This is a genomic window from Rhizobium sp. RCC_161_2 (genome assembly GCF_041355235.1).
GTDB lineage: Bacteria > Pseudomonadota > Alphaproteobacteria > Rhizobiales > Rhizobiaceae > Rhizobium.
Map to the genome: position 1 here is coordinate 592,946 of NZ_JBFUPL010000002.1, position 19,986 is coordinate 612,931.

The 19,986-nt window shown below is 59.9% G+C and carries 24 protein-coding genes and 1 tRNA gene; 14 read left to right on the top strand and 11 right to left on the bottom strand.

The window, feature by feature from the left end:
• The first annotated feature begins 90 nt into the window (after positions 1-90).
• The 9 genes from AB6803_RS06985 (at position 91) to AB6803_RS07025 (ending at position 7,250) form a co-directional block, all read left to right on the top strand.
• Positions 91-297 carry a helix-turn-helix domain-containing protein gene (locus tag AB6803_RS06985; protein WP_371108191.1) on the top strand — a complete coding sequence of 69 codons (207 nt, stop codon included), beginning with the start codon at positions 91-93 and terminating at the stop codon, positions 295-297.
• Entirely contained in the window at positions 290-901 is a 612-nt protein-coding gene (locus AB6803_RS06990) for a hypothetical protein (protein ID WP_371108192.1), read from the top strand. Before AB6803_RS06985 ends, AB6803_RS06990 begins: the two co-directional genes overlap by 8 nt.
• Positions 898-2,484, top strand: a complete 1,587-nt coding sequence (locus AB6803_RS06995) for a hypothetical protein (RefSeq protein ID WP_371108193.1) — start codon at positions 898-900, stop codon at positions 2,482-2,484. Before AB6803_RS06990 ends, AB6803_RS06995 begins: the two co-directional genes overlap by 4 nt.
• Positions 2,485-3,198: 714 nt before the next feature.
• Positions 3,199-3,825 (top strand): hypothetical protein, encoded by a 627-nt coding sequence (locus tag AB6803_RS07000; protein ID WP_371108194.1) that lies wholly within the window; start codon positions 3,199-3,201, stop codon positions 3,823-3,825.
• Positions 3,826-3,997: 172 nt separating this feature from the next.
• Positions 3,998-4,744 (top strand): phage terminase large subunit, encoded by a 747-nt coding sequence (locus tag AB6803_RS07005; RefSeq protein ID WP_371108195.1) that lies wholly within the window; start codon positions 3,998-4,000, stop codon positions 4,742-4,744.
• Entirely contained in the window at positions 4,738-5,463 is a 726-nt protein-coding gene (locus AB6803_RS07010; RefSeq protein WP_371108196.1) for a hypothetical protein, read from the top strand. The genes AB6803_RS07005 and AB6803_RS07010 overlap by 7 nt, the downstream gene beginning before the upstream one ends.
• Before the next feature lie 16 nt (positions 5,464-5,479).
• Positions 5,480-6,205, top strand: coding sequence for a hypothetical protein (locus tag AB6803_RS07015; protein WP_371108197.1), 726 nt, complete (start codon positions 5,480-5,482; stop codon positions 6,203-6,205).
• A 5-nt stretch (positions 6,206-6,210) separates the two neighbouring features.
• On the top strand, positions 6,211-6,726 hold the full coding sequence (locus AB6803_RS07020) for a hypothetical protein (RefSeq protein WP_371108198.1): 516 nt from the start codon (positions 6,211-6,213) through the stop codon (positions 6,724-6,726).
• Positions 6,723-7,250, top strand: coding sequence for a hypothetical protein (locus tag AB6803_RS07025; RefSeq protein ID WP_371108199.1), 528 nt, complete (start codon positions 6,723-6,725; stop codon positions 7,248-7,250). Before AB6803_RS07020 ends, AB6803_RS07025 begins: the two co-directional genes overlap by 4 nt.
• Here the strand turns inward: AB6803_RS07025 and AB6803_RS07030 are convergent.
• From AB6803_RS07030 to AB6803_RS07040, 3 genes are all read right to left on the bottom strand, one after another.
• The gene (locus AB6803_RS07030; RefSeq protein WP_371108200.1) at positions 7,247-7,804 is read right to left on the bottom strand and encodes a hypothetical protein; all 558 of its coding nucleotides are present in this window, start codon (positions 7,802-7,804) and stop codon (positions 7,247-7,249) included. The genes AB6803_RS07025 and AB6803_RS07030 overlap by 4 nt on opposite strands.
• 3 nt (positions 7,805-7,807) lie before the next feature.
• A complete protein-coding gene (locus AB6803_RS07035) occupies positions 7,808-8,395 on the bottom strand; it encodes a ComF family protein (protein ID WP_371108201.1) in 588 nt (195 codons plus the stop codon).
• A 226-nt stretch (positions 8,396-8,621) separates the two neighbouring features.
• Positions 8,622-8,697 (bottom strand) — tRNA-Lys (locus tag AB6803_RS07040).
• Between the two features lie 371 nt (positions 8,698-9,068).
• On the opposite strand from AB6803_RS07040, the gene AB6803_RS07045 reads away from it, so the two are divergent.
• From AB6803_RS07045 to AB6803_RS07055, 3 genes are all read left to right on the top strand, one after another.
• Entirely contained in the window at positions 9,069-9,320 is a 252-nt protein-coding gene (locus tag AB6803_RS07045) for a GlsB/YeaQ/YmgE family stress response membrane protein (protein WP_371108202.1), read from the top strand.
• 164 nt (positions 9,321-9,484) lie between these two features.
• On the top strand, positions 9,485-9,691 hold the full coding sequence (locus tag AB6803_RS07050; RefSeq protein ID WP_371108203.1) for a hypothetical protein: 207 nt from the start codon (positions 9,485-9,487) through the stop codon (positions 9,689-9,691).
• A gap of 177 nt (positions 9,692-9,868) precedes the next feature.
• Positions 9,869-10,483 (top strand): GntR family transcriptional regulator, encoded by a 615-nt coding sequence (locus AB6803_RS07055; protein ID WP_371108204.1) that lies wholly within the window; start codon positions 9,869-9,871, stop codon positions 10,481-10,483.
• Positions 10,484-10,538: 55 nt separating this feature from the next.
• Here the strand turns inward: AB6803_RS07055 and AB6803_RS07060 are convergent, their stop codons facing one another.
• The 5 genes from AB6803_RS07060 to cysG all read right to left on the bottom strand — a co-directional run bounded on the left by AB6803_RS07060 (position 10,539) and on the right by cysG (position 15,568).
• Complete coding sequence (locus tag AB6803_RS07060; RefSeq protein ID WP_371108205.1) at positions 10,539-11,351, bottom strand: ferredoxin--NADP reductase; 813 nt, start codon at positions 11,349-11,351, stop codon at positions 10,539-10,541.
• Between the two features lie 239 nt (positions 11,352-11,590).
• On the bottom strand, positions 11,591-12,103 hold the full coding sequence (locus AB6803_RS07065) for a DUF934 domain-containing protein (protein WP_371108206.1): 513 nt from the start codon (positions 12,101-12,103) through the stop codon (positions 11,591-11,593).
• A gap of 10 nt (positions 12,104-12,113) precedes the next feature.
• Entirely contained in the window at positions 12,114-13,787 is a 1,674-nt protein-coding gene (locus AB6803_RS07070) for a nitrite/sulfite reductase (RefSeq protein WP_371108207.1), read from the bottom strand.
• Between the two features lie 19 nt (positions 13,788-13,806).
• The gene (locus AB6803_RS07075; protein ID WP_007693487.1) at positions 13,807-14,121 is read right to left on the bottom strand and encodes a DUF2849 domain-containing protein; all 315 of its coding nucleotides are present in this window, start codon (positions 14,119-14,121) and stop codon (positions 13,807-13,809) included.
• A gap of 4 nt (positions 14,122-14,125) precedes the next feature.
• Positions 14,126-15,568 carry a siroheme synthase CysG gene (cysG, locus tag AB6803_RS07080; RefSeq protein WP_371108208.1) on the bottom strand — a complete coding sequence of 481 codons (1,443 nt, stop codon included), beginning with the start codon at positions 15,566-15,568 and terminating at the stop codon, positions 14,126-14,128.
• Between the two features lie 289 nt (positions 15,569-15,857).
• On the opposite strand from cysG, the gene AB6803_RS07085 reads away from it, so the two are divergent.
• Together AB6803_RS07085 and mazG are read left to right on the top strand one after the other, a co-directional pair.
• Complete coding sequence (locus AB6803_RS07085; protein ID WP_371108209.1) at positions 15,858-16,445, top strand: deaminase; 588 nt, start codon at positions 15,858-15,860, stop codon at positions 16,443-16,445.
• A 25-nt stretch (positions 16,446-16,470) separates the two neighbouring features.
• Positions 16,471-17,307, top strand: coding sequence for a nucleoside triphosphate pyrophosphohydrolase (gene mazG / locus AB6803_RS07090; RefSeq protein WP_371108210.1), 837 nt, complete (start codon positions 16,471-16,473; stop codon positions 17,305-17,307).
• Between the two features lie 13 nt (positions 17,308-17,320).
• Here mazG and hflX read toward each other — a convergent pair whose 3' ends face one another.
• The 3 genes from hflX to AB6803_RS07105 all read right to left on the bottom strand — a co-directional run bounded on the left by hflX (position 17,321) and on the right by AB6803_RS07105 (position 19,944).
• Positions 17,321-18,652, bottom strand: coding sequence for a GTPase HflX (gene hflX / locus AB6803_RS07095; RefSeq protein ID WP_371108211.1), 1,332 nt, complete (start codon positions 18,650-18,652; stop codon positions 17,321-17,323).
• 78 nt (positions 18,653-18,730) lie between these two features.
• The gene (gene hfq / locus AB6803_RS07100; RefSeq protein ID WP_007693481.1) at positions 18,731-18,973 is read right to left on the bottom strand and encodes an RNA chaperone Hfq; all 243 of its coding nucleotides are present in this window, start codon (positions 18,971-18,973) and stop codon (positions 18,731-18,733) included.
• A gap of 107 nt (positions 18,974-19,080) precedes the next feature.
• On the bottom strand, positions 19,081-19,944 hold the full coding sequence (locus AB6803_RS07105; RefSeq protein ID WP_371108212.1) for a D-amino-acid transaminase: 864 nt from the start codon (positions 19,942-19,944) through the stop codon (positions 19,081-19,083).
• Between the last annotated feature and the right edge of the window lie 42 nt (positions 19,945-19,986).

Consider the following 19,986-nt stretch of genomic DNA (forward strand, 5'->3'; position numbering starts at 1 on the left):
TTTAAACGCGCCGGTTATACTTGAAAGCCTCAACCGGCTACAACCAGCTCATTGCCATCAACGGCAGTATTTCTCAGTATGGAGAAAGTAATGGCTGGTGAAAATGAACTACTGACGCCCACAGCGGCGGGAAAATACCTAGGCGGAGTTCCGGTTGACACGTTGCGCTGGTGGAGATGGCGCCGGACCGGACCAACCTTCTGCCGTGTCGGTCGTCGCGTCATGTATCGGCGCTCCGATCTCGATGCTTTTGTTCAGCTAGGCGAGGTCCAGATTGCGGAGGTCGCCAATGGCTGAAAATACCAGAAGACCCGCGCTAGTCGACAGCGCGGGTCATCAAAACAAGCTCGAATTGCTCTTCAAAACACTCGATACCGAAAATTATAACCTCGTAGTCGCAGCCGGTAAAGCGGCCACTCCGCCGCTGAAGCCTACAATGATCGACTACAGGCGCATCTTCGGCCATGATAGTTGGCGCGGTGGCGAGAGACGTATGATGCAGTGGCAGGACACCAAGGGCCTGACGCCTGCGCCAGCATACCGCTCCTTCGAGCTTGGCCGGGTCGAGGCACCTCCGTACATGAGGGTTTGGGTGCCGAACGAGGATACGGAGCTGTGCCGACGCCCACTCTCGCCACTCTCCGGCAAGGTGTATGCGCTGCGGCGTCTGCTGGCTACCTTCGACCGCGCATCCAAGCGGCGTATCGTCCGGCGCAATCCGGCCTCACCTCTCGATCTTGGCTACAGGACGGAACAGCAGAACAAGGCATGCTGGGACTTCCTTCGACTGATCGAGGAGGAGGATACCACCCTGCTCAGGACGGTTGGCTATCACCCGGACGCGTGCTTCGAGGAGGAGATCTGGCAGGAGGCCCTTGCGCGGGCGGAGGGCAACGAATGACCACTCCGAACGAGACTATCATCAACAACGAGAGGCGCTCCCACGCAGCGCGTCTCCACGAACTGTTCTGCGGCGCGGAGGACCGGCACTTGACGTACGATCCGGCCCGGCTGCGGCTTGTTGGCTCCAAGATGGAGATGAAGGACGAGAACGACGAAGGTCCGCGCGACAGGAAAGACCCGCCCACCGTCGACCTATGGGAGAAGCACCTTGCCGGCACATATCCGCTCGGCATAAGTCCATTGCGCCACGATGGAATGTGCCGATGGGGTCTCGTCGATATCGATGTATATGACGATCTCGACCATAGCGCGCTTGCCAACAAGATACAGCGAGCCGCCCTGCCTCTCATCGTATGTAGATCGAAGTCGGGCGGCGCGCACGTATTCCTGTTCGTCACCGATTGGATACATCAGGCCGAAATGAACGCCGCATTAGTGGCTATTGCTGTTCGTCTTGGCTATGCCGATGCCGAGGTCTATCCCCCGGTGCCAGGCAAGAAGGGTAACTGCATCAACATGCCAATGCTGGGCGGCTCGGAGCGCTGGGGCGTGAAACCGCGCGGCCTTGATATGAGCGTGGTGGAATTTCTCTACTATGTGGAAAAGGCTCGATGCTCTCCGGCAGACGTGACTCGGCTGGCAAAGACAACAGCAACGACGCAGAAGCCGGGGAGCTCTGCGCCGAGCAGCCGCGTTCTGCGCAATCTAACAGAGAAGTGCGACGAGATAGCTGGTCTGACCGATGGGCGTAAGCGCGCCCTGCACGATACGGCCTTCCTGTTCGGCAAGTATGTTCTCAAGGATCGCATTGAGCCAGAGACGGTGATTAGCAAACTGATCGCTGCCGGCGTCACTGCCGGACTGGAGCCCGTCGCCGCCGAGAGCCATGCTCGCAACGGGCTGGAAGGACGGCTGCGCAAGCGCGGTGGTGCGGACGGCGACGATGGCGACGACGAGAACGAGGGGCGCTTTGCCGAGATAGATAGGATCGTCATGATCGAAGGCGGCGAGGAGCCGATGTGGCGAGTGACGGTAGCCGACTACGGCGACATCACTTTGCCGTCACGGGAGGTCTGGAAGAACGACGTGTTCAACCTGCGATGCGCCGAACGGCTGAAGGTTGGCTTCAGGCGGCTGTCGGTGAACGAATGGGCCGACCGGATCAATGCCGCCCTGTCGATCGCCGAGACAGAAGCCGCACCCACGGAGGCCTCGCAGCATGATCTTTTCCGCGATGCGCTGAACGACTTCCTATTCGATAAGCATAGGGCAGAGAACATGGATGAGCTGCTGCTCGGCAAGCCCTACCCCGACGACGAAAAGGACAAGGTCTGGTTTCGCTTTAAGGATATGTACAAGCGTCTGTGTCAGGGGCCGGGAACGCCGCTTCAGGGAGTTTCGCGCACCAAGATCGGCGAGATGCTGAGGGGCATCGGGCGCTTCGGCGTCGATTGCGATGTTCACAAGACTACTGCCCCAATCTGCAAGAAGACGACCGAGGTATGGTGGGTGCGGATGGGTCTTCTCAACGGGGCCATGCCCCAGCTACCACTGCCGAAGACGGACAGGCCTCCCATCTGATGGAGGCAACGGCGTAAAGTCGCCGGGCGGGCGACAAAGTTTTAGGCGGCGCGGCGCGGGCTTTAAATCCGGCCGCGTCGTCTGTTTTATGGTGATGGCGGTCGCGGTTATAAAAACCGCCGTAGCGGGCCACCAGCGAGCGTTTAGGCGCGGCGGCTATAACGGTAGAGCGCAACCCTGCCGCGAGCGCTGGCGGTCCTGTCAGGGTCCGCAGCGCTCGTGCCGCGTAGGCGGGGCCGGGTCAAGGCGGCGTTGACCGTTGCAGAAGGTCGAACGATAAAGGCCGGGGGATTATGCGATGAGCGCGATCGAGCGTACGTACGAACGGATATACGTATACGCGTGCCCCGCGTGGGACTTTAGGACTTTAGGGCTTTATGTGCGCTATTACATGAGGTTTTCCAAGGTGTTGAGTCCAAAGCCTTCTGATCCGACTAGGGCTTTGTCAGGCTTTCGGTCTTGAGCCCCCCGGCCTTCATCGCTGCGAACGGTTATAACGTGTCGTCCGCCCTCATTCCCGCTCCGCTGCCATCTGCTCCAGGCGCATCGCCATCTAGGATTGGGACCTCCTAATATTTCATTAGCAGGCTAAGCCCATATAAAAATCCTTTATTTCAATTACTTAACACGCTATTACTACTTATAGTTGCTCGTTCAGCTAACGTGCAGCTATCAAAACCAGTCCGCCGGTCGAAATAGCGAGTACCGCCGCCAATGGCTAAAGGGCCGCCCTGCACCGTATGCCAGAACCGCGAACGAGCGGCGATTGACCTTGCCCTCGCCCGAAAGGTTCCGTTCGCCGCCCTTGCCCGGCGCTATAAGCTTGGCTCGGACAGCCTCCGGCGCCACGAGAAGAACCATCTTCCGCCTCAGCTCAGGGCTCAGCTTCTGGCTGGTCCTGCCGACCTACCCATGGACCTCGACCGGCTGAAGGAGACCGAAAGCCAGTCGCTACTCGCCAACATCGTTGCCCTTCGCCATCGGCTCTTCGCCATGATGGACCGAGCCGAGGAAGTGCAGGACACGGCGGGCGCTCAGCGGGCGGCGAGCCAACTTCACCGCAACTTCGAGCTGACGGGCAAGCTGCTTGGCGACCTGAGCACCGGAACCACCATCAACAACAACGTCCTCATATCCCCGGCCTATATCGAGATGCGCTCGGAGCTGGTCAGGGCACTCAAGGCCCATCCCGACGCGGCACGAGCCGTGGCTGCGGTTCTTCAGGGTCTGGAGACGCGGTTTGCCGAGGGCATGACCATAGACCACGGCTACGCCTCCGGGCCAGCAGCACCATTATCCATCGCCTCGTCCTCTTCCCGCGCGTCGGAGGAAGAGTCGTGAGTCACCGGGCCAGTATTGCTACTCTTTATCGGCCCGATGGCGACTATATGCGCAGGGTTCCTCATAGCCCGAGCGCGGACAGGCCAACGTGTTGCCGGGATTTTTCTCCTTTTAACGGTACATGTTGGCCTGTCACCGTCATCATTCTCTCTGCCAGACGGAGGCCGCGCCCATGATGGCCCGCGATCTTGCCCGCGCCCTTGATCCCGTCGTCATGGCTAACGACTGCGGCCTCACACCCGATCCGTGGCAGGCGCGGTTGCTGCGCGACTATCCCCGGCGCGTCCTGCTTCTGTGCTCGCGCCAGTCGGGCAAGTCCACCGTCGCCGCCCTGCTCGTCATCTACGCGGTTCTGTTCATCGCGAAGGCGCAGATCGTCGTCGTCAGCCCAACGCAGCGCCAATCGAACGAGCTGTTCCGCACCATAGTCAACTTCCTCGGTCAGCTGGAGGGCGCGCCGCGCCTAGTCAACGAGTCGACGCAGCGAGCAGAGTTCTCCAACGGCGCGCGCATCCTGTCCCTCCCCGGCACGGAGAAGACCATTCGCGGCATCGCCGGGGTGGACCTCGTGGTCATAGACGAGGCGTCGCGCGTCGAGGATGCGCTGCTGACCGCCGTGCGGCCCATGATGGCGACCAAGCCCGATGCCCGCATGATCGCCCTGACCACGCCAGCCGGCAAGCGCGGCTGGTTCCACGAGGCATGGACCAGCGACGACCAGAAGTGGGAGCGCGTCAGAGTGCCCGCCAGCCAGTGCCCCCGGATAACGGCGGAGTTTCTTGCCGAGGAGCTAAAGGCCCTTGGCGCCATCAAGTTCAGCGAGGAGTACGAGCTGGAGTTCCACGATCCCGAGGAGGCCGTCTTTCCGCTCGGCATCATCGAGGCCGCATTCACGCAGGAGGTCAGAGCGCTGTGGTAGTCGTAGTAGGAGAAGTTCGTCGAGACCACGGAAGGCCTTGGCGGCGGTATCCGGTTCAGGCCGTCAGCCGGTTCGTCATGGGCGTGGACCTCGGCCAGTCGAACGACCCAACCGCAATCTCTGTAATTCACCATACGGTGACGCCGACGGACGACTGGGCCATTACCTACAGCGACGGCGCGACCACCAACATCGCCCGAGAGAAGAGCATAGAGCGGTTCAACGTAGTCGCCCTTGAGCGCGTGCCGCTGGGTACTCCCTATCCGGCTGTCGTCGGCTTGGTGGCGGAGCGGCTGGCCCATCCTGCGCTGGCTGAGGCATGCGACCTCGTCATTGATGAGACCGGCGTTGGTCGCGCTGTCGCCGACATATTCGAGACGAGCGGCATGCGCCCCCAGCGCGTCGCCATCACCGCCGGAAACGAAGTTACCAATCCCGAAAACCGCCGCTGGCATGTGCCCAAGGGTATCCTGATCAGCGGCGTGGACGCTCGCCTGCATACCGGGGAGCTGCGCTTTGCAGCCGAACTGACCGACGCCGGGGCGCTGGCCGATGAACTGAAGGACTTCCGCCGCACAGTGAGCACAGCCGGGCGCTCGTCCTTCAACGCCCGCGAGGGCAAGCACGACGACCTCATCCTCAGCATCGCCATCGCTCTCTGGTGGGCAGCCCGCCCCCGGTACAGCGGCGGCGAGTCCGCCGTTGTGGGGCTCAACTAGACCAAAGGAGAAGACGATGAAGCTGAAGCCACCAATAGACATTCACGAGGCCGCTGTGGAGCGGCATTATGCGCGATCACCGTCCGGCGAAGTGGTTGGCGATGCCGCGCTCGCCGCGCTCGTGGCTGCCGTCCGGCTGACACGCCAGAACAGCGAGGCGCTGGCCTCCTATGCCGACACGCTCGCCTCCGACCGGCTGCTTGCGCCGACCGCTGCCCGGCTCAGGCTGCGCGACAACGCTCTGAAGCTGGCCGAGGCGACGGCGAGGAAGCTGGACGAGGCCAAGGCCAGAGCTCAGCGCGAGGTGGAGGAGGCCGACACGCTGACCAGCATGCCCCCGGCACCGCGCGACGCGCTGACAGCCGGGCTTGAGGCCGAGATACGCGGTCGCCTTGCCGCGCTGTCCGACAAGACCCGCGAGGAGGTAGTCAGCCGCGCCTTCGAAGAGAAAGACCTGAGCATCATCTCTGCGGTTCTCCGGGGACCGGCAATGCTGACTGGCATGAGTCAGGCTCGCCACGACATGGTGCGCAACCGCTACCGCACGACGTTCCATCCCGAGGCCACCGAGCGCCGCCGACGCCTTGCCGACGCGCTGGAGGCCACGGAGCGGACCGGCCGGTCGTTCATCAACTACATCGCTACCGCCACGACCGGCGCGGCTATCGAGATTGCCGACGCATCGGCCAGATCGCAGGCCGCCGAGCAGGCCATTGCGGCCGCCATCGCAAAGCAGGAGTAGAAAACATGAAGGTAACAGTCGATCTCGATCTTGAGGACGTGGTCAAGCGGGCACAGGAGCTGCCGGAGGAGATTGCCCGACCGGAGGATGTAGCTGAGGGTCTGCGCAGCTATTACAGGCAGGACGGCGAGCGCCTTCGGCTCGACAGCACCCGACGCGACGAGCTTGTCGCCCACCTGTCCGACCGTATCGATAAGTACGCTCTTAAGGCCGAGAACACCCGCCTAAAGGACGAGGGTCGCCGCCGTCAGGTGGTCGAGTACGTGCGGGCGGGCCTTGCCGCGCAGCACGTCAAGCCGGAGCTGCTGGACGCGGCGGTGGCGCTGTTCATCTCGCAGCACAAGTTCGGCCTGAAGGACGGCAAGGTGATCGCCGTAGGCCAGCGTGGCTCCGAGGAGGCCGAGCTGGCCGCCGTCAACTGGATCGCCGAAGGGGGCGAGGCCTACACCGCCGCAGCCAGCGGCGGGGTCGACACCGGGGGCTTTGCTGCTCAGGTGGCGCGACTGAAGGGCATGCATTGAGCCGCAAAAAGGGAAATGCACAGATACGGGCCGACCGAAATCCGGACGGTCCGCCGATTCGCTCGACAGCTAGGAGCGATCTTGCCCGCACGGAGAAGGCGTTGCGTCTGGTCTATGGCGCAGTCCTCCCCCGGATGCACAGCGGGAGAATTGTCGGGCCGCTCTTGGCGCGGCAGAGCTGGCAGAAGGTGTTCGTCCTCAACCACGCCGTATTCGTCCAGCTTGCCAAGGAGCTGGGCGAGAGCTGGATGAAGCTTGTGCGCGACGCCGAGGCTGCCCAGGACGATGGCCGTCGTGTGGAGCGCCGCCACATGGAGGACGCGGCCGAGGAGATCGTCGCTGCGGTAGCGGCGCTGCCGAGGCCGTGGCAGGAGGTTGTCGTACGCCGGGCCGCAGGCATGAGCTGGCGGCAGATTGGCGAGGCTCTGCCTAACCGCGTGCTGTTCTCGATGGAGGACGACTACGAGGCGGCGCTGCGCCGCGTATGGGAGCAGGCCGGGGACGTGGTCAGGCGGCTGATCTAAAATGAAAATCCCAGCTGTTCGTTATCGAGTTCATTTAGCTTAATAGATAGTCTTATCTTTTTCTCTGCCAACTCTCGTGCCCCAACGGACATAAGCTCAACGAGATTTCGAAGGGACGGAATGTCTCTGATGATCGTGAAACCACCACGTTTGTTGACGAAGACGACACTCTTTTTTCTCCGTCGCGTCAATTCAATGACATTGCTTAATGTTCCGGTGCTCTTCGCGTCCCAAAGCATCAATCCTACATCGGCGTTCTCGGCCATCAGAATGTCTTTGGCCGCGAAAAACGCCTTTGTTCCAGGCTCTGCATCACTACTTGCATGTCGTACAGGCCAGTCGCCCAAATTATTGCGTGGATGCGATCCGGAACAGTAGACGGTCACAGATTCGGCCCCCCGGTCCCTTAGAACTTCCTGCACTGCTTTGTCTGTGCCGCTCGCGTCCCCGACCAGAACGCCAAGGTTCGCTGCAAGTAAGCTATCAAGCTTCTCTACAAAGGCCGTCGGCAAGTTTTTTATCGTAATGGAACCGGCCACAAAAACTGATTGCATTTCTTACTTCCATGTGAGTGCAACGACATAAATACCGTCAATCTTTGCATAAGACCTCAATGCTTTCGTCGCGGCCTCCATTGAAGCACCGCTGTCAAAAAGGTCGTCGACTAGCAGCGCATTCCACTTACCATTACCCACTATTGCGTCATTGATCGAGAACCTACCTGCGAGCTCGGCGTCTTTCGCTTCCTTGGTACCAAGGTCTTTTAGCTTTTTGCCCGTAGCTGAAGGAGCTTTAACAATTATACCGTCGAACGATGTAACCTTCATCAGCTTTGCCAAATCGCTGGCAACTTCGTTAACAGGCTGCCTCGCGCGCGTTTCAGAGGCAGGCATAGGCACAACTAAGCCAATTCCAGGAAAACGGGGAACGATATTATCAAGGACCGCCTTCGCTAAAATAGGGCTATTGTCCCAAACGCCACCGTACTTTAGCTTGTAGATAGCCTCGCCCGCTTCTGTGCGGTGGTTATCAAACATGGGGTAACCAGACGCGTTATATCCAACAAAAGTGCTCGATAGCATATGTTTGTCGAGCGCATAGCCGTCATCCCAGTTGCCAGACAAGCGTTTTATTTTGACTTCCATTATCCCCTCCTGAATTAGAACCACAGGTAGATATAGGAAGGGCGCTATGCGACTTTAAGATGGAATAGAGGGCCATCTAAACTTTTGATACTGCGCGGCTGCACGAATTTACTGCTTAAGCTTGCAACGGGAGCGCCGCGACCGTTAGCGGCCCGTTAGCCTAAAGGCCGACACAGCTATCGCTCAATTAGTAGCCTTTGTAACGCACCGAAATTTAAGGAAATTTTGGTGAGAGCGTCGGGGTTCGAACCCGAGACCTACTGATTAAAAGTCAGTTGCTCTACCAGCTGAGCTACGCTCTCCCCGTCCGCGGGTGATTGGCACCCCGGCTGGAAGTGCGCGGAACATATGCAGGCGCCCTATTGCGGTCAACCCATAAAATCGCCCTTGCGGCGTCGTAAAATGCTTTTCCGCAGGTTGATGTCGCAAAATCCATCGGCACCCCCGACGGAATCGCTGGGATCGGCTGAAAACTGGACCTTCGCAGAGCCGGAAAATATCTTTTCGATATATCAATTAATCCGAGCGCGTAGGGCCAATTGTAACAATAACCGTCCATAGTCGTGATGGCGATGGCCGCTCCCCACCTTACGCGCGCAATTGTTTGCCGCACGAATCGCTTTTGGTGTATATCAGCATTTGTGAACAACCCACCGAGTCTTAGGAGGACCTTATGGAAGTCGGTTGGATTGCAGCTATTATTATTGGTGGCCTTGCCGGCTGGTTTGCTGAAATGATCATGAAAAGCAACACCGGCATAATCATGAATATCGTTCTCGGTATTGTCGGAGCACTCGTCGCCAGTTGGCTGTTTGGGATACTGGGCATCAGGCTGCCCTTCGATAGTGCATTGATCAACTATCTGATCACCGGCTTCATCGGTGCTTGCATACTGATCTTCGTCGGACGACTGATCAGGCGATAGACGCCCCGCGGGCGAAAGCTCGCCCCGAGTGGGAACAGAAGGGAAGACGGGACAACCGCCTTCCCTTTTTTTATTGCTTGTACATGCGCTCAGCCAACCGAGACCCTTTTCAACCTCACGAGGAGCGCTAGGTACGAAGCAGAAGCAAAGAGGAGTTTGGAAGTATGATGGAAAGCGCCAATCAGACGCCGAACCGCAAGGTCCTGCGCGGTCGCCCCTACAGCATCGCCGAATTCGCGCGGAAATATCGCCTCGACGACGAGGAGGCCAAACGTCTCTTCGACAAGTTCGGCCCCTCGGCCACCGAGCTGGATCTGCTGATGGCCGCCAAGCGGAAGCCGCCGACTCTCTCCACAGTCATCGGCCATTAATCGACATGATGCGGCGGGAGCCCGGGGGTTTAGCCGGCTTCTTCCGTCGCCATAGCAGCCAGCATGAGACGCACGACAGCACCCCTCTCTCCATGCTGATATATCAGTACGCCTTGCCATCGCAAATGCGGCGTGCCAAAAAATGATATATCAGCATGGACATTGGAATCGGCTGGGATGCAGAATTCGCAAAGCCACCTCGCCTATCTTGCCCTGGAGCACCTGATCGTTACGCTGGTGCTGAAGCCCGGCGCGCTCGTCACGGAAAAGCAACTGATCGAGCTTGCGGGCCACGGGCGCACGCCGGTGCGCGAGGCGATCCAGAAGCTGGCGTGGCAGGGGCTGATCCATGTGCGGCCGCGCGTCGGGCTGCAGATCGCCGAAATTCGGCCGGAAGACCACATGCATGTCATGCAGGTCAGGCGCGAGCTGGAACCGATCGCGGCTTCACTGGTTGCCGTCAACGCCAGCCAGCAGCAACGCGAGCTACTGCTCGAATGCGCCCGCCTGATGACGGATTGCGCCGTCACCGGCGACCTGCCCGGCTTTTTCGCCGCCGACAAGACATTCGATGAAATCCTGGAAGAGGCCTGTCCGAACGGCTTCATCACAGCAGCGCTCGGCCCTGTGCAGACCCACTCGCGCCGGCTCTGGTACTCCACCGCGCCACCCGACGGCATGGGCCGGGCGATTGCGCTGCACGTCGGCGTAATCCAGGCCATTCATCAGGGCAATGCCGAAGACGCCGGCAAGGCAATGGCGATGCTGATTGACTATCTCAGCGGTAAATGAAAAAGGCGGCCTCGATATCAAGGCCGCCCTTGCCTATTGCAATATCTGAGAGAGCTCAGCCGACGAAAGCGCGCTCGATGACGAATTCGGCCGGCTTGCTGTTGGCGCCCTCGTTGAGACCAGCCTTCTCCAGCAGCTCTTTGGTATCCTTCAGCATCGCCGAGGAACCGCAGATCATGCCGCGATCGGTCTCTGGATCGAGCGCCGGAATACCGAGATCGGTGAAGAGCTTGCCATTTTCCATGAGATCGGTGATGCGGCCCTTGAAGGGATAGTCTTCGCGGGTAACGGTCGCATAGTGGCGCAGCTTGTCGCCGACGACCTCGCTCAGAAGCTCGTCATTGCGAATTTCCTCCACGAGATCGAAGCCATATTTCAGCTCGGCGACATCGCGGGTGGTATGGGTGAGGATCACTTCCTCAAACTTTTCATAGGTCTCGGGATCGCGGATCAGGCTCGCGAAGGGTGCGATACCGGTGCCGGTCGAAAACATATAGAGCCGCTTACCCGGCGTCAGCGCATCGAGCACCAGCGTACCCGTCGGCTTCTTGCGCATCAGCACTTCGTCGCCGGGCTTGATGTTCTGCAGATGCGAGGTCAGCGGGCCATCCGGTACCTTGATCGAGAAGAACTCAAGTTCTTCGGCCCAGGCCGGGCTTGCGATCGAATAGGCGCGATAAAGCGGCTTGCCGTCAACCATCAGGCCGATCATTGCGAACTCGCCCGAGCGGAAACGGAAGCCCTGCGGCCGGGTCATCGTAAAACGAAAGAGCCGGTCGGTATAATGCGTCACGCTCAGCACCTTCTCGGCAAAAACGCCGGCAGGAACTGCGGAAACAAATTCTTCGGTCTTGGCGGGGGCGTTCATTCGGTCTCAGATCCCGTATTCGTCGTAAGGCGTGTTCTTGTCTGTCTGCGTCTGGCGAGGCTCATATTACACTATAGCCCGGATTTAAAGGCATTCCATTCCATCTCGCGGCGCCAGCATAAAATATGCGTATTCTAGTCAAGTTTTATGCGGTCTCGCAGGCCACATATAGTCATCGCCAGAATTGCGGCAATCCGATGTATATCCTATCGTCGCAATTCCTGAAATGAACAGCCGAATCAGGCCGTCTTGGCTGCCTGACGGCGCCAGCTATAGGTCTCGCCGCCCTGGGCAGGCCGGGCCGTCGGTTGATAGTAATGCGGAATGCCAGGCAGGCGGTTTTCCGAAAGCCGCTTCAGCGCCGTCTCGTTGGTCACTGCGAAGCTGTCGATACCGACACGCAGCATCAGCGGAATCTGGTCGATCAGCACATCGCCGACCGCACGCAGCTCGTTGGTAAAGCCGAGCCGTTGGCGCAGCAGCGAGGCGTGGCTGAAAGCGCGACCGTCACTGAAGGCCGGAAAAGCCACGGCAACGATGGCCAGCCGATCGAGATAGGGTTGCAGCTTCGTCACATCGTCGGCCGGCTTGATCACCACGCCGAGGCCGACATCGTTGCTCTCTTCAGCCTTGGCGATCAGGTCATCGAGGCTCAGCAGCGGCTTCTGCTCTTCAGTCGCCTTCAACTCCTCGGTCTCGATAATCCAGGGATCGTTCTCGACAAAACCGCTCTCGCGCCAAATCTTTGTCATGGTCATCTCCTTATGCCGCTTCGGCCGAAGCCGAGCCGTAGAGCGCATCCTTGAAGGGCTGCGGCCCGACACGCCGATAGGCATCGAGGAAGATTTCGGACGGATCAAGGCGCAGGCCAAGATAGGTGTCGACGATCGTCTCGATGGCGTCGGTGACCTTGTTCGGCTCGAAGCCGCGGCCGATGATTTCACCGATCGAGGTGTGTTCGTCACCGGAGCCGCCGAGCGTGATCTGATAGAGTTCCGCACCCTTCTTCTCGACGCCGAGCAGGCCGATATGGCCGACATGGTGATGACCGCAGGCATTGATGCAGCCGGAGATCTTGATCTTCAGCTCACCAATCTCCGCCTGACGCTCGGCCGAGCCGAAACGCGTCGAAATTTCCTGCGCAAGCGGGATCGAGCGGGCATTGGCGAGCGCGCAATAGTCGAGCCCGGGACAGGCAATGATATCCGTGATCAGACCGGCATTGGCGGTTTCGAGCCCAGCGGAAACCAGGCCGCGATAGACGGCTTCGAGATCGGCGAGCGCCACATGCGGCAGGATCAGGTTCTGTTCGTGGCTGACGCGAATTTCGTCGAAGGCATATTCCTCGGCGATATCGGCGACCACATCCATCTGCGCATCCGAGGCATCGCCCGGAATGCCGCCGATCGGCTTCAGAGAGATCGTCACCATGCCGTAATCGGGATTCTTGTGCGGCTGCACGTTCTGCTGCACCCAGCGGGCGAAGTCCGGATCGGTCTTCTTCCAGCGGGCAAGGCTTTCCCAGCCTTCGGCGCGCTCAGGCAGAGCCGGCGGGGCGAAATAGGCGGAGATCGCCTGAACGTCGGCTTCGGGGAGCTTCAGCTCCGTGTCCTTCAGCTTGACGAATTCGGCTTCGACCTGACGTGCCAGTTCCTCGGCACCGGTTTCGTGCACCAGAATCTTGATGCGGGCCTTGTATTTGTTATCGCGGCGGCCATGCAGATTGTACACGCGCATGACGGCGGTCGTGTAGGACAGCAGGTCCTCTTCCGGCAGGAAGTCGCGGATCAGCTTGGCAACCATCGGCGTGCGGCCCTGCCCGCCTCCGACATAGACGGCAAAGCCGATCTCGCCTTTGTCGTTCTTCTTCAGATGCAGGCCGATATCGTGCACCTGGATTGCGGCACGGTCGCGCTCGGCGCCGGTGACAGCGATCTTGAACTTGCGCGGCAGGAAGGAGAATTCCGGATGGACCGACGACCATTGCCGCAGGATTTCAGCGTAAGGACGCGGGTCGGCGACTTCGTCTGCCGCAGCACCGGCAAAATGATCGGCGGTGACGTTGCGAATGCAGTTGCCCGAGGTCTGGATGGCATGCATCTCGACGGACGCAAGCTCCGCCAGCACGTCTGGCATATCCGAGAGCTTCGGCCAGTTGAACTGCAGGTTCTGACGGGTGGTGAAATGACCGTAGCCACGGTCATAGGTGCGCGCGATATGGGCGAGCATGCGCATCTGGCGCGAGCTCAGCGTACCATAGGGAATGGCGATGCGCAGCATGTAGGCATGCAGCTGCAGATAGACGCCGTTCATCAGGCGCAGCGGCTTGAACGCATCTTCGGCGAGTTCTCCCGAAAGGCGCCGCTCCACCTGATCGCGGAACTGGGCAACGCGTTCCGCGACAAAGGCGTGGTCAAATTCGTCGTAGCGATACATAAACTTCCTCGGGGCTTCCTCAGACTGCAATAAATTCCGGATCGGCCGCGGCATAGCCCGGCGCGTATTCCATGGTGGGACCTTCGGCGCGAATACGCTCGCGCAGGCGCAGCGGCCAAAGCTTGCCGCCGGTTTCCTGAACTTCGATCAGATTGACGTCGACAACCTTGTTATCGGCATAAGCCTGCTTGCCGATCGCTTCCAGCGCAGCTTCGGCCTCGGCATGACGGGCAACCAGTGACTCCTGCAGGGACGTTACCCACTCGCCATTGGCATTCAACCAGACGGCGACACCATCGGTCAGCCGGTTAGCGGTCAGAACCTTGTCGACCATGGGATCAGCTCCTTGCAAATTCTTGAGCGGCAGTCTCCTGACGGACCAGCGGCTCGGACTGTTCGAAATTGGCACCAGCAACGGCCTCGCCGATGATGACCATGACCGGACCGCTCAGCTCGTCGCGATGCTCGAGATCTGGCAGGTCCTTCAACGTACCGTGCATCAGACGGCGGTCGCGGCGGCTGGCGTTCTCGATAACGGCGACGGTGGTCTCGGGCGGAAGCCCGGCTTCCATCAAGCGGCCGGCGACGGAAGCGGCAACCGTGCGGCCCATATAGACGGCGATGGTCGCGCCGGAAATAGCAAGGCTCGCCCAATCCGGCAGGACGTCGCCGGTCAGGTCATGGCCCGTGGTGAAGACCAGCGACGAGGCGACACCGCGCAGCGTCAGCGGCAGCTCGAAATCAGCAGCGGCGGCAAAGGCCGAGGTGATGCCCGGAACGATCTCATAGGTAACACCGGCGGCGCGCATCGCGGCCATTTCTTCGCCCGCCCGGCCATAGACCAAGGGATCACCGGATTTCAGCCGCACGACACGCTTGCCGTCGCGGCCAAGCTGCACCAGCAGGTTGTTGATCTCTTCCTGAGACTTCGAATGGCAGCCTTTGCGCTTGCCGACCGAGAGGCGCTCCGCATCGCGGCGCCCCATATCGACGATCGCCTGCGGCACGAGCGCGTCATAAACGATGACGTCGGCTTCCATCATCACGCGCTGGGCACGCAGCGTCAGCAGGTCTTCGGCACCGGGACCAGCACCGACCAGCCAGACATGGCCTTCGACCTTGTGCGCCGAATGCAACAGAGTATCAGCGGCATGCTCGGCCTGCGGCAGGTGGCCGGCGCTGACGGCATCGGCAACGGGGCCGGAAAAGAAGCGGCGCCAGAAGACGCGGCGGGCGACGCCGCGCGGCACCAGGCGGTCGACGGGCTTACGGTAGCGTGTCGCCAGTTCCGCGAGCTTACCGAGCGAGGGCGACAGCATCTGATCGATCTGCGCGCGGATCATCTGCGCCAGCACCGGACCGGCGCCTTCGGTGCCGATGGCAACGGCGACCGGAGCGCGATTGACGAGCGCCGGGGTGTAGAAATCGCAATAGTCGGGCTGATCGACCGCGTTTGCCGGGATTCTCTCAACACGTGCCGCATCAACGATTGCGCGGTCGGCCTCGGCGTCGCCAGTGGCGGCGAAAACCAGGGCAGCGCCCTTGACCTGCTCCGAAGAGAAAGCGGCACGCACGGTTTCGATACGGTTGGCGATCAGGAAGGAATGATAGTCCGCTTCCGGCGCCGTGGCATAGGCAACGATCTTTGCCTGGGTGTTCATCAGAAGCCGGGTCTTGGCGAAAGCCTCGTCACCATTCCCGAAGACGGCCGTGATCCTTCCTTCCACGCGAAAGAAAGCTGGAAACACCGAGAGCTGGTCAGTCCTGGGAGGCATTATCATTCCACTTCGAGATTGCCCGAATATCGCCTTTGCAGCCACAAGATTGAAGAAACAGAAATTCTAATGCCCCGGCAAGTCCGTATTCTTTTGCTCGACATCTCTTCGATTTGAGCAAAACTCACCAGAAGCCCCGACGCAAGATAAATATAGGAAATCTATAGACTTTTATGATTTCCCAGCTTTAAAGATAGATTTATTGCCTGTGGCCAACCGTGTCTATACGTCGTTTGCGCATTCCGCCGCGCCAGCAATGCCGCTAATCTAAGAGAAAATCCTCGGAGTACGACGCTTGTCAGCAAACACCATTGCCACCCGCCTTCTCGATGTCATGGAACAGGATATCCTGCCGCTGACGCAGAAAGGCGTTGCCGCCGGAAACAAGGTATTCGGCGCGGCGATCCTTCGCAAGTCCGACCTGTCGCTGGTGGTCGCCGAAACCAACAATGAGCTGGAAAATCCGCTCTGGCACGGCGAAGTGCATGCGCTGAAGCGGTTTTACGAGCTTGGCGACAAACCCGCGACAAAAGACCTGATCTTCCTGTCGACCCATGAGCCCTGTACTATGTGCATGTCGGCGATCACCTGGGCCGGCTTCGACAACTACTATTATTTTTTCAGCCATGAGGATTCCCGTGACGCTTTCGCGATCCCGCATGACTTGCTGATCCTGAAAGAAGTCTTCGGACTGGAGCCCGGCGGCTATCGCCGGCAGAATGCCTTCTGGAACAGCTTTGCCATTGCCGATCTGGTGGAGACGGAACAGGATCCGCTGAAGACGGCGCTCAAGGACCAGACGGCACGCATCAAGGCCGCCTATGCCGCGCTCTCCGACAGCTATCAATCGTCCAAGAGCGATAACGACATTCCGCTGAACTGACCAAGGCCGGACCACAGAGATTCCAATGGAAGCATCACAAGACATATCCCGCCTGATCGAGATCATGGCGGCGTTGCGTAATCCTCAGACCGGTTGCCCCTGGGATATCGTCCAGACCTTCGAGACGATCAAGCCGTATACGATCGAGGAGGCCTACGAGGTTTCCGATGCGATCGAGCGCAAGGATATGGACGACCTTTGCGATGAGCTTGGCGACCTTCTGCTGCAGGTGGTATTCCATGCCCGCATGGCAGAGGAAGCGGGCGACTTCTCTTTCGGCGACGTTGTCGAAGCCATCACCCGTAAGATGATCCGCCGGCATCCGCATGTCTTTGCCGTTTCCGACGCCGACACCCACGATGCGGTGAAGCTGCAATGGGATCAGATCAAGGCCGAGGAGAAGCGCGAGCGCACTGAGCGCCGGGCAAAGCGCGGCATCTCCGAGGATTTCAAGGCAGGCTTCCTCGGCTCGGTGCAGCGCTCATTTCCGGCTTTGACCGAGGCGCTGAAATTGCAGGAACGCGCCGCCAAGGTCGGCTTCGACTGGTCCGCGCCGGAACCGATCCTCGACAAGATCGAGGAAGAGATCGGCGAATTGCGGGTGGCGCTTGCCAGCGGCGACAAGGCCAAGGTCAGCGATGAACTCGGCGACCTGATCTTCGCGGTCGTCAATATCGGCCGGCATGTGGAGGCGGACCCGGAGCAGGCGCTACGCGGCACCAACACGAAATTCCGTCGCCGCTTCAATCACATCGAGACGACGCTTGAGGCAGCAGGCGAAACGCTGGAAGGAGCTTCGCTGGAGCGGATGGAAGACATCTGGCAGGCGGCAAAGGCGATCGAAAGACAGCTCGCCGAATAGGGAGTTACCTTCCCTATTCCCAATCCTCGCGCTGCGGCTTCGGACCGCGACCCAGACGCCGCTCCAGTTCCGTGGCCTCCGTCTCGGTCAAGCGCACGTCCAGCTTCACCGTACCGTCCTCGTTATCCTCACGGCTATCGACGATGGCGTGGTTGTAGACCCAGGACAGCAGCGTCAGCTTGTCGACGGGCAGCGTGATCGTCGTTTCGGTCAGGACACCGGAAAGCCGGTGGCTGATTTCGTCCATCAGACGATCGACTCCCTCGCCGCTCATTGCCGATACGGCGATGACGTTTTCGGCAGTCGATGCCTTCTGGACGATGGCGTCATGCGCCTCCGGCTCCAGACGATCGATCTTGTTCCAGACTTCGAGGATGCGCTCAGCCCCTTCCGCCTCGCCGATGCCGAGGTCCCCAAGGATCCGCATGACATCGGCGCTCTGCGCCTGATTGTCTTCGTCCGAGAGATCGCGGACATGCAGGATCAGGTCGGCTTCCAGCACCTCTTCCAGCGTGGCGCGGAAGGCGGCGACGAGATGGGTCGGCAGATCGGAAATGAAGCCGACCGTGTCGGAAAGGATGACAGTACGGCCATGCGGCAGCTTCATGCGCCGCAGCGTCGGGTCGAGCGTTGCAAACAGCATGTCCTCGGCGAGGACGCCGGCGCCGGTGATACGGTTGAACAGCGTCGATTTGCCGGCGTTGGTATAGCCCACCAGCGCCACGATCGGATGCGGCACTTTCCTGCGCTTGGCGCGGTGAAGCTGGCGTGTACGCACCACCTGCTCCAGCTCGCGTTCCAGCCGGATGATCCGCTCCTGCAACTGTCGCCGGTCGGCTTCGATCTGGGTTTCGCCGGGACCGCCCATGAAGCCTGCGCCACCGCGCTGGCGCTCAAGGTGGGTCCAGCTGCGGACCAGCCGGCCTTTCTGATAGTTGAGATGCGCAAGTTCGACCTGCAGCGTGCCTTCCTTGGTGGAGGCACGGCGGCCGAAAATTTCGAGGATGAGACCCGTGCGGTCGATGACCTTGGCGTTCCAGGCTTTCTCGAGATTGCGCTGCTGCACCGGCGTCAGCGGATGATCGACGATCACCAGACCGGCGTTGAATTCATCAAGCAGCGCGAGGATTTCCTCGATCTTGCCGGTGCCGAGCAAGGTCGCGGGGCGCGGATCGTTGATCGGTACGATGGAGCCGTTGACGACATCAAGGTCGATCGCCTGCGCCAGGCCATTGCCTTCTTCGAGGCGGCTCTCGGGTGTGCGCGACGTTGTCCCCGTACCATCCGCCTGTGCTGAGCGCGAACGCCCCTGCTTCAACACAGGCACGATGACAACAGCCCGCATATCATCCCGATGCTTTACGGCTTCCGGGATGATGGAATCATTTTTGGTATCGCGTGTCGTGATAACGGCAAATCCTAGTTAGGATGCGACTTCTTCGCTCTCGAACATCTGCATCGGCTGACCCGGCATGATGGTCGAAATCGCGTGCTTGTAAACAAGCTGCGAATGACCGTCTCGGCGCAACAGCACGCAGAAATTGTCGAAGGACGTAACAACGCCCGTGAGCTTCACGCCATTGATCAAGAAGATTGTGAGTGAAATCTTTTGCTTGCGAACAGTATTGAGAAACAAGTCCTGCAAGTTCTGAGAACGTTCCGCCATCGCGCCGATTCTTTCTTTTTTGCCGACCTAAGCCGGTGCAATATCAAGATATATTGAGGTCTCGGACAGGAGACACCCTCAATCTCTCCCGCCATCGATTGTTGGTATCAAATCGCAGTCTTTTCCGCAACGTCGAAAAAGGCTTCACGAATTTTCTCGGAAACGTTACCCGGATGACCGTTGGCAATCGTCTCGCCATCGATGGCAATCACGGGAAAACAAATACTTGTGGCCGCCGTGATGAACACTTCACGCGCCGCCATCATCTCTTCGACGGAGAAAAAACGCTCGACGATGGTGAGCCCAAGCCTGGCCGCGACCTCCATAAGGGTTGTGCGCGTAATGCCCCGCAGAATGCCATGCTCGGCCGGGCGCGTGACCAGATTGCCGTCGGGATCGACGATCCAGACATTGGTGGCGGCACCTTCCTTCACCATGTTGTTGTGATCGATATAGATCGCCTCCTGCGCGCCGGCCTCCTTGGCCTGTTGGCGCGCCAGCGCATTCGGCAAAAGCCCGACCGACTTGATATCGACCCGGTCCCAGCGATTGTCACGCACCGTAATCGCCTTGATGCCGTTGGCATTTTTCCTGGCGATGACGGCGGGATCGGTGCTCTTGGCGGTGACGACGATCGAGGACGGTGTGCCTTCCGGTGGGAAGACATGGTCGCGCCGGGCGACGCCGCGCGTTACCTGCAGATAGAACAGGCCGTTGCGGACATGATTGCGGCGGAGCGTCTCGCGAATCACATGGATCAGCGCCGCACGGCCCATCGGCCAGGCGATCCGCAGCTCGCCGAGCGAACGGTTAAGACGATCGAGGTGCCGTGTCAGGTCTACGATCAACCCATGGCGGACTTCGCAGACCTCATAGACGCCATCGGCAAACTGATAGCCGCGATCCTCGACGTGAACCATGGCGTCGCTGTGCTTGACGTAACGACCATTCACATAAGCTATTCTCGGCATGACGGACCTTGATCAGAACTTCACGAGACTACAGGCAGTTGT

Bases quoted from the DNA above. Each gene is read 5' to 3' on its own strand.
- AB6803_RS07000 (WP_371108194.1), top strand. From the start codon at position 3,199: ATGGCTAAAGGGCCGCCCTGCACCGTATGCCAGAACCGCGAACGAGCG.
- AB6803_RS06990 (WP_371108192.1), top strand. From the start codon at position 290: ATGGCTGAAAATACCAGAAGACCCGCGCTAGTCGACAGCGCGGGTCAT.
- cysG (WP_371108208.1), bottom strand. From the start codon at position 15,568: ATGATAATGCCTCCCAGGACTGACCAGCTCTCGGTGTTTCCAGCTTTC.
- AB6803_RS06995 (WP_371108193.1), top strand. From the start codon at position 898: ATGACCACTCCGAACGAGACTATCATCAACAACGAGAGGCGCTCCCAC.
- AB6803_RS07075 (WP_007693487.1), bottom strand. From the start codon at position 14,121: ATGGTCGACAAGGTTCTGACCGCTAACCGGCTGACCGATGGTGTCGCC.
- AB6803_RS07035 (WP_371108201.1), bottom strand. From the start codon at position 8,395: ATGGAAGTCAAAATAAAACGCTTGTCTGGCAACTGGGATGACGGCTAT.
- AB6803_RS06985 (WP_371108191.1), top strand. From the start codon at position 91: ATGGCTGGTGAAAATGAACTACTGACGCCCACAGCGGCGGGAAAATAC.
- AB6803_RS07045 (WP_371108202.1), top strand. From the start codon at position 9,069: ATGGAAGTCGGTTGGATTGCAGCTATTATTATTGGTGGCCTTGCCGGC.
- AB6803_RS07065 (WP_371108206.1), bottom strand. From the start codon at position 12,103: ATGACAAAGATTTGGCGCGAGAGCGGTTTTGTCGAGAACGATCCCTGG.
- AB6803_RS07015 (WP_371108197.1), top strand. From the start codon at position 5,480: ATGAAGCTGAAGCCACCAATAGACATTCACGAGGCCGCTGTGGAGCGG.
- hfq (WP_007693481.1), bottom strand. From the start codon at position 18,973: ATGGCGGAACGTTCTCAGAACTTGCAGGACTTGTTTCTCAATACTGTT.
- hflX (WP_371108211.1), bottom strand. From the start codon at position 18,652: ATGCGGGCTGTTGTCATCGTGCCTGTGTTGAAGCAGGGGCGTTCGCGC.
- AB6803_RS07005 (WP_371108195.1), top strand. From the start codon at position 3,998: ATGATGGCCCGCGATCTTGCCCGCGCCCTTGATCCCGTCGTCATGGCT.
- AB6803_RS07030 (WP_371108200.1), bottom strand. From the start codon at position 7,804: ATGCAATCAGTTTTTGTGGCCGGTTCCATTACGATAAAAAACTTGCCG.
- mazG (WP_371108210.1), top strand. From the start codon at position 16,471: ATGGAAGCATCACAAGACATATCCCGCCTGATCGAGATCATGGCGGCG.
- AB6803_RS07055 (WP_371108204.1), top strand. From the start codon at position 9,869: ATGCAGAATTCGCAAAGCCACCTCGCCTATCTTGCCCTGGAGCACCTG.
- AB6803_RS07070 (WP_371108207.1), bottom strand. From the start codon at position 13,787: ATGTATCGCTACGACGAATTTGACCACGCCTTTGTCGCGGAACGCGTT.
- AB6803_RS07105 (WP_371108212.1), bottom strand. From the start codon at position 19,944: ATGCCGAGAATAGCTTATGTGAATGGTCGTTACGTCAAGCACAGCGAC.
- AB6803_RS07060 (WP_371108205.1), bottom strand. From the start codon at position 11,351: ATGAACGCCCCCGCCAAGACCGAAGAATTTGTTTCCGCAGTTCCTGCC.
- AB6803_RS07020 (WP_371108198.1), top strand. From the start codon at position 6,211: ATGAAGGTAACAGTCGATCTCGATCTTGAGGACGTGGTCAAGCGGGCA.
- AB6803_RS07050 (WP_371108203.1), top strand. From the start codon at position 9,485: ATGATGGAAAGCGCCAATCAGACGCCGAACCGCAAGGTCCTGCGCGGT.